The sequence below is a fragment of the Nostoc sp. DedQUE08 genome (genome assembly GCF_034530895.1).
Taxonomy (GTDB): domain Bacteria; phylum Cyanobacteriota; class Cyanobacteriia; order Cyanobacteriales; family Nostocaceae; genus Nostoc.
The window spans coordinates 90,115-104,296 of sequence record NZ_JAVRCD010000019.1; the positions used below are offsets into that span (position 1 = coordinate 90,115).

Genomic DNA, 14,182 nt, shown 5'->3' on the forward strand with positions numbered 1-14,182 from the left:
ATATCACCAAATTAAAAGAATTCCAGTAGTCAGAGATAGATTCATATTTAAATAGTAGCGCGACTCCAAGTTAAGTTAACTAAATCTAAAACGTAATCATCCGAGTTCTCTATATAATCTTCTGATTTTTCATTACCCATTACACACAATTTACCGCCAGTAATATAAATTTTATCTTGTTCTTTGTAGTAAGCTTTGTGATGACTAATCCATCCTGGTTTATTACCAGTTGTTGATAATTTTTCTATTTTAAAGGTATGCCAATCTAATCTATAAACTGGAATTTCATTATAGATTCTTGCATCGGCATATCCTAAATTACCAATAATATATATGTATTTTCCAACTAATGTAGCGGAATGAAAATCAGTTGGCGGAAAAATATCTTTGGGATAACCGAAAATCTGAAAATTACCATCACCTTGATAAACTACAACATCGTTATATATACAAAAATCAGGATCGTAGTAGTCTTCATGCTCACCAGCAATTTCAACAATTCTGCCATCTGGTAATTCTGTAATTGTTCTGCCAAATCGATTATAGCACCATGCTTTTTCTTGCCAATTCTCTCTATCGTTAAAAAGATTTTTGGCTGTATAAGCAGAACAACCCTCACAAACCATCGCCTGCCAAAAAGGGATTTTCATCAATTCTGGATTAGCTTTACCAAAGCGCGGATGTTTGCCAGCAAAATACTCTTTTGGCGATAGTTGTGATAATGAGAATTTGCTGTTAGCAATGCCGATCAGCGATCGCCGCATATCATCGTTAATATCGCTCACATCTTCGCCAACTGCAATTAACATTCTAACAATTTCCTTGTTTGTAGCTATCTTGATGGCTTTTTCATCGCAATGATTGATTCTGCTAGGGTTTGCGCCAGCTTCTAGTAAAATTTTGACGCAATCAGTAGCACCATGCTCTGCTGCGATTATTAACGCAGTGTTACTAAAGTCATCAGTGGCTTCAATATCAAATCCCTCTGCAATTAGCCACTGTAGGACTTCGGGCCTATTATTTTCTATTGCAAACATTAAGGGTGTTTTTCCGCAGTTTCCCACATCGTTGTGATTTGCTCTTGCAGCTAGGAGTAATTTGGCTTTAGGTAGTTCACCCACCTGAATACTCAATAACCAAGGGGTTCTATGCCAACAATCACGCACATCTCGATCTGCTCCTTGCTCTAGCAATAACAATACTTGCTCTAAGCTCCCAAAAACTATAGCGTGCATTAATTGAGTCCATCCCAGTTGCTCTGGGTTAGCACCCGCGTTCAATAATAATTTGACAGCATCAAATCTCCCAAGATGAGCAGCTACTTTGATTGCAGACTCACCATAGCTACTGATGCCATTGACAGCAGCACCTCTAGAAATGAGTAAATTCAAAGTTGATATTAAGTTTTGATCTTGCAAGATATCTCGACTATACATAGCATTGATTAAGACATCATATCCATTTGGGCTTTGATAGTTAATATCTGCTCCAGCATCCAGAATCAATTGGATTTTATCTAGATTTCCTGACTGCACAGCCAACCCAAGTACGGTATTTTGAGATTCTTGTTGAACAGCATTCACATTCGCGCCATGTTCCAAGAGGAGGCGAATCATATCAATACCTGCATTGGGGCTACTAACCGCACACATTAATGGTGTTTGCTGGGAATACTCGTCTAGGCGCTCAATATCAACCCCATTGGCTATTTTACGTGCGACTCCTGCAATATCTCCCTGCTGTGCATAAATATGAATTTTTTGCATAATTTTTCTGAGTTAACTGGTCAACAAGAAAGTTGCGGATCTGAATCCCCGACTGTAAGCGAAGCGGAAAGCGAGTCTACGTACTCTGTAAGAGTTGCAAGCTACGCTTTTAGCGTTTCGTAGAGAGCGTCTTAATTCAGAATAGCTGAATTCTTCTTCAACAGCCCTGAAATCAGAACTGATGATTTTTGGTTTTGACTCGCTGATACAGTTCTTCCATTGTTTCAATAAAGGAAGCATCATTGTGCCAGAAATCAGGAAAATCCCCTTGTTTATTAATCAAAATTGCACAGATACTACCTGGAGTCGCCACTTCAATAGTTTGTGGTAATCGTTTTGTACCTAACCAAAATTCTCTGGCATTTGGCATTTGGTTAAGAGATTGTTTTTCTAGCTGAGTGTACAGCGAATTAGAAAGTTCTAAAGGAATTTCTTTAGTATTTAATTCCTCAGAGAGAGCTTTTCCCAAAGGAGAATCAGCTAGTTTGGCTTGAAGTTCTGCTTTCGATAATCCCCGTAATTCAAATAACAACCAGGGATTATTATCTAATTGAGAAGCTACTAAATAGTAAACTCCAGCAATGTGCTTACAGGGATTGGCATAATCAGGGCAAGAGCATTTAGTTTTGAAATCCTTACTACTATGGGGCAATAAATGTAGTCCCAAATGAGAGAAAGTATCTTCAATATTTTCCGGGACTTCATTTAGCAGCAATCGAGAAATGATGCTGGCTTTAGAAGAAAGCTTTTGGATAGCTTCATTCCAACGGGTTTTAGCAATAGGTGTAATCTGAATCTCTATATTATAAGTTGGTTCTTTGTAGACTCCAAAATAGGGATTAACTGAGCCTCGGACTTTGGCAGTAATGTTATTTAAGTCAATCTCAAAGCTTTTGACTTTACCACCGCTAGCATAAGACCGTCCTCTTTTGAGTCGGTTATCATCTGTAAAAGCTTCTAGTGCTTGAATAAAGCGATCTCCCCACCAAGTTCGACTAAATTTAGCCATAATATCTACTCCAAAATTGCACTCTTGTTCAATGAAATCAACCGCTTAAAGGCTTCATTATCTAATTCGGTGAGCCAAGATTCATCGCTACCAACAACAGCATTAGAAAGTTTTTTCTTATCTTCAATCATTTGGTCAATTCTCTCTTCTAGAGTTCCAATAGCAACAAATTTATGCACAAAGACATTCTTTTTCTGACCAATACGGAAAGCACGGTCAGTTGCTTGGTCTTCAACTGCTGGGTTCCACCAACGGTCAAAGTGAAAGACATGGTTGGCTTTCGTGAGGGTGATACCTACACCCCCTGCTTTCAAGGAAAGGATAAAAACCGATGGTTCTGTATTTGGGTCTTGAAATTCGGTAATCATTTGTTCTCGACGTGGGCGACTAGTACCACCATGCAAATAGTAAGTATTGCAATGCAGACTGTGTTTGAGATGTTTTTCAATCTTCTCACCCACTTCCGTAAATTGACTAAAAATGAGTAAACTTTCTCCTTCATCAACTGCCTCCTCAACCATCTCTGCTAACCGACTGAGTTTGTGGGAACGTAGTGGTGAAAAATCACTCCCATCTTGCAGAAATTGGGCTGGATGATTACAAATCTGCTTCAATTTCATCAGAGTTGAAAGAATCAATCCTTTGCGCTGAATTCCCTCTGCTGATTGCAATTGTTTTTCTACATCTAGTACCACCACTTCATAAAGCGATGCTTGCTCTTTGGTCAGGTTGGTGTAGAGTTTTTGTTCCACTTTATCTGGCAAGTCATTAATAATAGATTGGTCAGTTTTTAACCTTCGCAGAATTAGAGGTTCTACCAGTTTTTTCAAGGTAGCAGATTTCACGCGGTCATTGTCTTTTTGAATCGGAATCTCGAAGATTTTCCGAAACTGGGCTTCTTTACCCAAGTAACCAGGATTGAGAAAATTAAAAATTGACCATAAATCCAGTAAGCGGTTTTCTACAGGAGTGCCTGTTAATGCCAGCCGATGTTTAGCTCTTAGTTTTAAAATAGCTTTAGTTTGGGCAGCTTTCGGATTTTTAATATTTTGTGCCTCATCTATGATTATTCGTTGCCACTCGATGCCGCTCAATAACTTTTCATCTTTGCGGACTAAAGTAAAGGAGCTAATTATCACATCGTTTTGTTTACAAGCAGCTTTGAAATCAGCTAGATTTTGCAGCCTAGTGCTACCATGATGCACCATAGTTTTTAAATGAGGTGCAAATTTGGCAATTTCCTTCTGCCAGTTGCCAACAACAGAAGTCGGAGCAATTAAAAGTGTGGGCAGGGCAGATAAAGAAGTAATTTTTTCTCCTATTTTCAGAGCTGAATGTAACTCCTTCTCTTGCACTAATCGGGCAATCACCTGCACGGATTTACCTAAACCCATATCGTCTGCCAAACAGCCATTTAATCCCAAATTTTCCAGATATTGTAGCCAGGAAACACCACGCTTTTGATATTCTCGGAGGGTGCCTTGCAGATTATCAAGTTCAGAAATTGGTTCTAGGCGACTTTTATCTTGTAGCTTTGCTATCATCTCTGACAAAGCTTCATCATGTTCAATTTCCCATTCTGACCCCAATTCAGCACTGCGTTGTAGAAACTCCAGTAAGGTCATCTGGGGTTGTTCGTTACCGTGGGACTGCCAAAATTCGAGTAACTGCTGCATTTTATCTCGGTCTAATTCCATCCATTGACCGCGAAAATGCACTAGGGGAGTTTTAGCATTAATCAGTTGTTCCCATTCAATAGGTGTGACAGTTTGCTTCCCAATCGCTAACTCATATTGATACTCCACTAGTGAGTCTAAGCCAAAATAGCTTTTTGTTTCCCCTTTCGTTGCAGCAAGTTTGCTACCCGATGCTTTGAGGCGAATTTTGGCGCGGCGACGACCTGTGGGAGTATACCAAGCAGGTACAATTACTTTGAATCCTGAGTCTTCTAAAACCCAAGCACTTTCAGTAAGGAAGTCAAATGCTTCATCTAAAGTAAGTTGCATTGCGATTGGACTCGCTGTTTCCAACCCAAGCCATAGTTTGGGATACATCCTGGCTGCATACCCCAGATTCAGCAGTAAATTTGTTTCAAAATCTTTACCAAAATCTTTATGTACACCAGTTTTAGTAAATTGATTCATTGTCCAGTAGTCTGCTAACGCTAACTTCAAGGATGGATCTTGTTTACTCGCTACTAGAAATTGAATTTGCCAATTGTCTATTTGTGACGATGAAGGAGAATGTAACTGGAAGCACAGATGAAAAGGTGAATCAGATTGAGTACGAGTAATTTTGGTTTTCCACACCAACCATTGCTGATATTCCTCGAGGGCAGTATTTGTTGTTAGTGGGTTATGCTGACGAGGAGAAAAGCAAGACTCAATTAGAGAATCAGCAATTTGTTTGTCAAAAGCGGCTGTAGATGGGGTGTGAGTCACTAAATCGTCAAGTACATATTCGGAAAAGTGACGCAATAGTGTTTCTCGATCAAAAAACTCAATAGGATAACTAACTGTTGCTTTACCTGCCACACATATTAGTGGCATATAGTCAATATATTTAAGAATATTTGCTTCATATTGTTCCGAAATAATTTCCCAGGTGGCATAAATTTCAAATGCTGCTTTATCAGTCTTGCTTTTGCCTTTTTTCTTCGGATTTTCCGATGATAACTGTCGATATTTTAGGGCGGGAATAAATTGGTCTTTGAGAATTACTTGTTTAAAACTTTGAGTGTAATGATACCAAAATAATAAATCTGAGCCAATTTGAAACTTCTCCACATTATATATTGCTAAAAAATGGATATCTTTAAGTAGTTTAATAATATTAAGTGCGGTTCCATTTTTGGTAGACACTACCGTTTCATAACAATCAATCTGCCAATATTGGAATTCTTCATAGCTATCAGTCAACTCAATTTCTAAATACTTGGTTAATTCTGGTGAGGGTAGGGGCTGATTGTTGGTGGTTGGTAAGGCAAAGTATTTAGGAGCTATGCGTTGGACAAATTCAGTATTGTCTTCTTTAATTCCCAATTCCTGTACTAAAAAGGCGATTAATTCGGATTTAACCAAATGTCCAGGATGAATTTGTTGAGTATTGGTGTAACTTTTTTGAGATAATTGAGTTTCTACCCACAAGTAAAAAGACCCTGACTGAATAAAGTCAGTTTCCTCGTTTGGTATCCAGGTGCCATGAAGTATTCTCATAGTTATAATGCCTCTGGATTGTTAGAAAATTCACGCGCCTTAGAATTACTTTAGCAAACAGAGGTGCTAGAATTATCTTCTTTATGCAAAAGAAAGCGATGACGCTATCGTGCGATCGCTTGTTCAGAAATCAGACATAAATCCTACATGTTGGCTACAAATCAAAGTCAAGGCTGAATGTTTCTCCATCAGAATCCTCTTCTTTCTCGTCTGCAAATGGAGTTTGAGTCCAAGACGTAAGTTGGTTTGATTCAGTATTAAAAGGTGAGTTAGGTAAAAGTTGTGCAGGTAATCCAGCCTTGATGAAAACAAAAGAGCAATCAACTATAAAGTAAAGCGTGTCCAGGTAACTTTTATCTAGTTTTTGCGATTCTGCAAATATGCGCTCTCGGTAATTATCTTTAAGGCGAACTTTTTCCGGTGCTAAGTCTTTTTTATCTGCCATAGTTATATTCACTTAAGAGATGTGCCCGTTAGATTTTTGCTGCTAATGGTTTTCGCCATTTCTAGAAGCCCAAAGACATTAGCTTCCACCGGATTGTCCAAAATTTTGAAACCGTTTTTCTCTAAAAGCTTCTTGAACCCTGGTAAAAGGCAGCCTCCACCAATCGCCCAGATTTCATCCCCCTGGTGTTTGGCATCAAATGTCAGATTCACCGCTTTCTTTAAGTATTTTTCATACCAATCTTTCAAACAAGTACTGTAAACATCTTTGATATCGATGTCACGGCTGTATCGGGTATGCCCCATTTCTAAACAAAATCGGATAATGGAAGGATCTCCGATTTTTCCGCCATTCAAATGTTTCATTTTTTGGGAGATATCATCGATGAGAACTTCTACACCGATGGGGTAAGCAGTGTGAACTTCTCGCTGACCCCGGTTGTAACGAGAATACAAAGTCGTACCATTACCAAAGTCTAAAATGGTTAATTTTTTGGGTAGTGGATGCCCAAATAATGCACCCATACCCTCTAGTACAACTTTTAGCACTTCTACTTTCACGTCTGATTGCTTGCCAGCAAGTATTGGCTGATATTCTCCATTGAGTACTTTTTGTAATTCTTCAGCCAGACCGACATCATGTAAACTGACAACTAACTTTAAGTGCCAAGCCTTACGGTGTGGGAGATGTGCCAATGCACCCAATAAAGTCAATAATGCGTTGTTGACTTTGTTTTCATTATTGTCTGTGTTGCGGTCAAAATAATTTCCTGTACGGTAAGCTGATTCTCCCACTGTATAAGCAGTACCGTTAAAAACTACGCGCCCTGGTACATCTTCCATTTCTGCTGTAGAAATATAGCTGGGGACACGAACTACTTCAAAGCCTTCGACTAAAAGTTTGAGACTTCCATAACCGTTATCGAAACCCGCAGGAAAAATTTTTTGTAAGGTGTGAATGTTTGACATAGGCTCCAAGTAATACACTTTAATTTTTGAAAATTATCTGTTCAGGTAATTTGGGGGAGCAGGGGAGAGAAGAATAAAAGAACTACCCCTTTTTGATCCAGACTCAAGAGCTTATCATAACCCGTTGGGGGCTAAGTGGGGTACAAAATCTTAGATAGTTAAATGTACCCCATTTAGCACCTATATGTGCCCTATATAGGAGTCAAAATACCATTAAAGTCCCGAAATACTGTTGGGGTATATATAGCCCCCATGTAACCCCCAATAGGATTTTTTGAAATCTTTTTTATCAACGTAGCAGAAATTAAATTAGATGGTTGGCTGTTTGATTTATACTTCAATGCCTCTATAAGATGTTCAGGGTGATAAGCGTGGTCTAGCAGGATCGTGATTTTGGGAGTAGCGACGGGTTCTGACTGGAAATAAGCGATGTTGAGAGTTAATATCTCAATTAAACCTGCATCATCCGAGACATTCGCAGGGGTGCAGTGCGTAAAGAAGGGAAGGTTGGAGTAGCTAAAAAATATTGCTGGAATAACCTATAACTGCTGGATTTGACTCAATAAGGGGCAACTGATCTACAAATGGGAGTGGAAAAGTTTAACCTTTGTAATTGGCTAGTCCAATGCTATGTTCCTTTTTTTCTGATATCTTCCCACAGTTACACCTCAAAGATGTTATTGGTGGGCTACTGGTAGGTGCTAGAACAGTAGTAATTAGCGAATCTTAGAGCAGAAGAAATTAACCTTAGCCATATACAAGGTTATGAAACTAATGTTAGTTTCATAACCGACCCGTATATTATGTCTCAAGTTGCCACTATAAAGATTTGAGTTTTAAAAGACATTGTAATGAAAAAGAAAACAGTTAAAAAGCAGATCCGGCTAACAATTGCTAGTAATGCAGGCGGGTCAGGTAAAACCACGGTAGCAACCCATTTAGCATATGCTGTAGGTGCCAAAGGCTACAAAGTTACCCTAATAGAACTCGATCAAAACGGCTCACTATGTATTTTTGCAAGGCTTGCACCAGCATCAATGGAGCAGTCTCTAGCTGCTGTCTTCAAAAAAACATTTACAGGTGACTACCCACTTGTTCCACTTTGGACAGAACATCTTCCCACGGTGACGGCTATTCAAGGAGGAAAATTTCTCGAAGAAAGCATTGCAGAAATATATAACTATAATCGCCGTCACTACACACTGAAAGATAGATTAGAAGATTTTCCCTTAAATAGCGATTTGATTATTTTTGATACTCCTGCTTCCTTAGAGCCTATGGGTCTGATTGCACTAGCAGCTTCTACACATGTGCTTGTTCCTATCAAACCAGAATATAAAGATACAGGAGCTTTCGCAGGTTTTTTAGATTGGTTCTATAGTAAAGTAGACGATTTGAGATTGAAACCTCAACCTGAAATATTAGGGTTTGTACCTACACGAGTAGATTTATATGGCGTTGGGGCACATCGAGATATTTTAGGTTTAGACAAAAAAGGCAACCTCAGAACTGATATTGAGCCTGAGAGAACTCTTCCCTTTCTAATTAAACAGATGGGAATCCGATGCTTTCCCTACATTCGAGAATCTAATTACTACCTTAAAGCTAGCGGCTCTGGATTACCCTTAAATTTATATCGACCTGGTTATGATGCTAGTGAAGACTTTAAACCTATTGTAACTAGCTTAATTAAATTGATGACAGAGGAACTGTAATGCCAAGTAAAAAACCTGTAGAAATTAGTCAACTGTTTGGCCAAGCAGGTCAGTCTCAGCAAATTCACCAACTTAAAAGTCAGATAGAGAAACTCGAAGTAGAAATTATACAGTTGCGAACAAATGTATTTAGTTCAGAAGAAAAAACTACATTAGAGGAACAAATTGAGCAACTCACTAATCAACTGGCTACTCAAGGAGGGATACATGAAATTGCAGTAAATCTTATAGATCCCGATCCGGCTCAACCGAGACAAACGTTTCCTCAATTAGTAATCCAAGAACGAGCAGAAAGTCTGCGTCGGCAAGGTCAGCAAAACCCAATAGTGCTTATTCCACAACTTGATGGACGCTACAAAATATTTGATGGAGAACTCAGATGGAGGTCAGCTCCATTTGCTGGAATGACAAAACTGAAAGCTGTCTTTCTACCTAAAGAAGAAACTTCAGATGAAGTCGTAGTTTTTGAGGGTCAACTAGTAAGTAGTATTCACTCCCAAAAACTTCATGACCTTGACTTAGCAACTGCTCTTATTCGATTAATTATTTATAAGTATCCCGATCTGAGCGGACGAGAAGACGAGATTCCAAAGTTTTTGAATGCTTTCATTAACCGACTAATCCGCAGCAAGAAGCTTCAATATCTCGCACTGATTAAAGATTCTGATTTGATGACACAGCAAGAATGGCTAGAAACATCTGATTTCAAGGAACATGAGGAACATGAGATTGTCTCAGTTTTGTTAGGACTACAACTCAATCCGGTATCGATTAATAACAATATCTTTCCTCTTCTTAAAGTGCCGGAAGACCTCAAAAATGTCATTCGCTCTGAAGGGTTAGAAACCAGCAAAGTAAGAGAACTCAATAAATTATCCTCTGAACAGATGAAGATTGATGAATCTAAAGCTTTGATGATTCGTACTCAGGTAACTAATCGAGTCATCGAAGAAAAACTATCATTGAGCCAAACTAAAACACTAGTTAAGCAAACTCTAGAGCAGTATAGTACTTCTAATTCTAAAGCCAAGCAGAACAAACAGATGGACAAAACTATTAAGGATATCCAGTCAATAAATTTAAAAATATTGGAACAGACACGACTTATTAAACTACGCCAAGTCCTTCAAGAAAAGCTCGATGAGATTAAAACTCTGATGTAGTAAGCAGTTTTTGTAATATAGTTATCCCTGACAAAGTGAGTTACCAATTCAAGGTGTCATCTACTTTGTTCTAAACGTTTTTGCTCACCTCGTTGATAATAGATATAAGCAGGATTGCTTTACTGCGAAAGCTACTGCCCTCTTCAAGCACCCAAATATTCAGTAATCTCATTTAAGAAAAGGAAACCTAGAGCTATGACATATAGGTAGGAGTGATGAAGGGAAATTAGGGTGAGTTGTCGATGACACTAATGTTGGGGATGCTATATAGTATTTATGTACTACGATAGCTCCACTCCCAGTATTATAATGATGTGCGGCATCTGATCATAAGCAATGTCCACTCCCCCTAATCTTTCCCCTCAACAAGTAAGCGCCTTTCCTCAACACGAGACAATCACCGGAGTCGTAGAACGCCTAACTTTTTACTCTGCTGAATCGGGTTACACTGTGGCAAGGCTGACCCGTCCCCGTAGCACCGAACTCACAACAATTGTTGGCAGCTTTGCTAATATTCAACCTGGTCAAACTCTACAGCTTACGGGTTTTTGGCGTGACCATCCTCAGTTTGGGCCACAGTTCCAAGTCATCAATTACCAAGAAACCAAACCAGCCACTCTCACCGGAATTGAGAAATATCTCGGTAGTGGACTAATTAAAGGTGTTGGGCCAGTCACAGCCAAGCGCATCGTAGCTCACTTTGGACTTGAAACCCTGGACATCATCGAAAACCAGATTGAACGACTGATTGAAGTCCAGGGTATTGCCAAAAAGCGGATCACTCTCATCAAAAACGCTTGGTCAACTCAGAAAGCTATTAAAGAAGTGATGGTGTTTCTCTAAGGACATGGCGTTTCTACCACTTATGCAGTCAAAATTTATAAGCAGTATAAAGATGAGGCAATTGCCACTGTTACCAAAAATCCGTACCGGTTAGCAGCCGACATCTACGGTATTGGCTTTCTGACTGCTGACAAGATTGCGATAAATATAGGAATTGTACCAGACTCAGAATTTCGTTACCGTGCGGGGATTATCCATTGCCTAAGTGAAGCTGCCGAAGATGGCCACTGTTACCTGCCACAAAGCGAACTAATTGAGTCGGTAATCAAACTGGTGACAACCGAATCTCATCAGCCCACAGAAGAAGCGGTTGCGATGATTATTAAAGATATGGCTCTCGCAGATGACCTGATTAGAGAGCGGGATGAACAGAAAACACTACTTTGCTACAAGCCAACTTACTTCCATACGGAACAGAATTTAGCTCAACTGATACGCCAACGCTTAGAAAAGCCTGTTGATACTGACATTGAGCGCGTGCGTGATTGGATTGACCGCTTTACTGTTAGCCGGAAAATTCAGCTTTCAGAACAGCAACGCCAAGCTGTAGAGACAGCAGCCTACTCCAAAATCATGATCCTCACTGGTGGCCCTGGCGTGGGGAAAACTTTCACTACCCATACAATAGTTAGTCTATGGAAAGCAATGGGTAAATCTATTGCTCTTGCTGCACCCACTGGACGGGCTGCTCAACGTTTGGGTGAAATGACTGGGCTAGAAGCCAAAACCATACATCGCTTGTTAGAATTTGACCCCCGCTCAAGGGGTTTCAAGCGCGATAGCGAAAATCCTTTACCCCACACGGCAATTATCGCTGACGAAGCTTCGATGCTTGATTTGTTTCTGGCTCACTCCTTGGTTAAAGCAGTATTAGCTGGCGCTCTACTGTTGTTGGTGGGTGACATTGACCAGCTACCATCTGTGGGCCCAGGTCAAATACTTGCTGATTTGATTAATTCTGGTCGTGTGCCAGTAGTGCGGTTAACCCAGGTATTTCGCCAAGCTCAACAGAGCGCAATTATCACCGCCGCCCACCAGATTAATCGAGGAATTTATCTCACAATCGAGCCAATCTCCGACAATCCTGTGTCCGACTGTATTTGGCACGGCGGCGGACATCAGCCCGAACATGGTGTACAGGCAATCTGCGAGTTGATTACCGATTTGATTCCACGGCTGGGTTTTAATCCTGCTACTGATGTGCAAGTACTTTGTCCAATGTCGCGGGGCTTGGTAGGGACTCGCAATCTTAATACCGTGTTGCAGCAGTTGATTAATCCACTCAGCCCCAACAAGGTGGAGATTAACAGAGGTGGAAATTTATTACGCGAGGGCGATCGCATCATCCAGCTAACCAACGACTACAACCGCGAAGTTTTCAACGGCGACTTGGGAATAATCCTCACCATTGATACTGTCGAGCAGGAAGTTACAGTACTGTATGGTGAGCGGACTGTGGTTTACGATTACGCTGACCTGAATGAAATTGCCCTTGCCTGGAGCATTTCTATTTATAAAAGCCAAGGCTCAGAATATCCGGTGATAGTTCTGCCAATCTATATGCAGCACTATATGATGTTAACCCGAAACCTGTTTTACACTGGTATAACTCGTGCCAAGAAGTTAGCGATCGTAGTTGGCGCAAAAAAAGCGATATCTCTAGCAGTGCGCTCTACTGATGACCAACAAAGGTACACACGGTTACAGCAGAGGTTACTTCACCCAGGACTGCATTGGTGATGAATTTTGATTATTAAAAATAGAAAACTTTATTGAGCTATTTGATTTATACTTTTAAATTCCTTGGTTTAAAAAAGTGTTGAGTTTGTATGTCCAGCCTGAGTTCCGATATGGTTCGCATCTATTTGCAGGAAATTGGTCAGTATCCTTTATTAAAGCCAGAGGAAGAAATTGCTTATGGTAGACAGGTACAAGAAATGATTGCCATTGAGCAATCTAAAAATGAACTCACCCAACAGCTAGACCGTGAACCAACTTTGACTCAATTAGCTAATGCTGTCGAAAAAACCGAAGCACAAGTCCGAGCAGCACTACACCTTGGACAAAAAGCCAAACAAAAAATGGTAACAGCTAACCTGCGATTGGTAGTATCTGTTGCCAAGAAATACCAGAACCGCAATTTGGAATTTCTAGATTTGATCCAAGAAGGAGCGATCGGTTTACAACGGGGTATAGAAAAGTTTGATCCCAACCGGGGCTATAAGCTATCAACCTACGCCTACTGGTGGATTAGTCAAGCTATAACCAGAGCAATAGCAGAACAATCGCGCACTATTAGATTGCCTGTTCACCTGACTGAAATACTTAATAAAATTAAAAAAGTGCAGCGAGAAAGCTTTCAAAAACTTGGTCGTCATGCTAGTGCTGAAGAAGTGGCTGCATCATTAAACATCAGCCCAGGTAAGCTTCGAGAATATCTCAGTGCTTCTCGCACAGCCATCTCTTTGAATAAACAAGTCGGAGACGAGAAAGAGACAGAATTGGGCGAAATTTTAGCAGACGTTGGCGCTTCGCCAGAAAAACTGCTCACCCAAGAACTTCTATCGCAAGACGTAGCTAAATTCTTAGAACCATTGACACCTATACAGCGTCAAGTGTTGACTTTAAGCTTTGGGCTAGAGAATGATCAGCATTTCAATCTCGCTCAGATTGGCCAACAGCTAAACCTTAGCCGAGAAAGGATTCGTCAAATCCAGGTCAAAGCTATAAGCATTCTCCGCCATCGACAAAACGACATGCAAGAGTATTTATTTGATTAACCCATCATGTAAAAATAAGTTGTACAAATTTCAGTAGACCGAAAAGTTTGACGTAGCTGACACTAGGGGGAAGATAGGCGGAAAGCATTAGTGTATAAGCTTTTTAGCTATTGTTTTTAGATAAATTATCCAAGTGAAAGCTGTAACAAAAGAATAAGGGCTTTAGCTTTGTCATTGGCATACTACAAACCTCGGTTTTAGGTAAATTTGTACTATTTTGCCCCTGGTGTCAGCTACGCTATATCTGCCCCTTTTTTGGTACAAAATGTGAAACCATC

Annotated in this window: 8 protein-coding genes and 1 pseudogene; 4 read left to right on the forward strand and 5 right to left on the reverse strand. The window is 40.0% G+C overall.

Annotated features, from left to right (window positions below):
• Positions 1-47: 47 nt before the first annotated feature.
• The 5 genes from RMY64_RS15090 to RMY64_RS15110 all read right to left on the reverse strand — a co-directional run bounded on the left by RMY64_RS15090 (position 48) and on the right by RMY64_RS15110 (position 7,403).
• Positions 48-1,766, reverse strand: a complete 1,719-nt coding sequence (locus RMY64_RS15090) for an ankyrin repeat domain-containing protein (RefSeq protein ID WP_322700460.1) — start codon at positions 1,764-1,766, stop codon at positions 48-50.
• A 172-nt stretch (positions 1,767-1,938) separates the two neighbouring features.
• On the reverse strand, positions 1,939-2,775 hold the full coding sequence (locus tag RMY64_RS15095) for an SWIM zinc finger family protein (protein ID WP_322700461.1): 837 nt from the start codon (positions 2,773-2,775) through the stop codon (positions 1,939-1,941).
• Between the two features lie 5 nt (positions 2,776-2,780).
• Complete coding sequence (locus tag RMY64_RS15100) at positions 2,781-5,990, reverse strand: DEAD/DEAH box helicase (RefSeq protein WP_322700462.1); 3,210 nt, start codon at positions 5,988-5,990, stop codon at positions 2,781-2,783.
• Positions 5,991-6,144: 154 nt separating this feature from the next.
• Positions 6,145-6,435: a hypothetical protein gene (locus RMY64_RS15105; RefSeq protein ID WP_322700463.1), complete on the reverse strand. Its 291-nt coding sequence runs from the start codon at positions 6,433-6,435 to the stop codon at positions 6,145-6,147.
• Between the two features lie 8 nt (positions 6,436-6,443).
• A complete protein-coding gene (locus tag RMY64_RS15110; protein ID WP_322700464.1) occupies positions 6,444-7,403 on the reverse strand; it encodes a ParM/StbA family protein in 960 nt (319 codons plus the stop codon).
• Between the two features lie 851 nt (positions 7,404-8,254).
• Here RMY64_RS15110 and RMY64_RS15115 point away from each other — a divergent pair.
• The 4 genes and pseudogenes from RMY64_RS15115 to RMY64_RS15130 all read left to right on the forward strand — a co-directional run bounded on the left by RMY64_RS15115 (position 8,255) and on the right by RMY64_RS15130 (position 13,904).
• Positions 8,255-9,118, forward strand: coding sequence for a ParA family protein (locus RMY64_RS15115; RefSeq protein WP_179070150.1), 864 nt, complete (start codon positions 8,255-8,257; stop codon positions 9,116-9,118).
• Positions 9,118-10,281, forward strand: coding sequence for a ParB/RepB/Spo0J family partition protein (locus RMY64_RS15120; protein WP_322700465.1), 1,164 nt, complete (start codon positions 9,118-9,120; stop codon positions 10,279-10,281). Before RMY64_RS15115 ends, RMY64_RS15120 begins: the two co-directional genes overlap by 1 nt.
• A 336-nt stretch (positions 10,282-10,617) precedes the next feature.
• Positions 10,618-12,864, forward strand: a pseudogene (locus RMY64_RS15125) (ATP-dependent RecD-like DNA helicase).
• An 89-nt stretch (positions 12,865-12,953) separates the two neighbouring features.
• Positions 12,954-13,904 carry an RpoD/SigA family RNA polymerase sigma factor gene (locus tag RMY64_RS15130; protein WP_322700466.1) on the forward strand — a complete coding sequence of 317 codons (951 nt, stop codon included), beginning with the start codon at positions 12,954-12,956 and terminating at the stop codon, positions 13,902-13,904.
• The last annotated feature ends 278 nt before the right edge of the window (positions 13,905-14,182 follow it).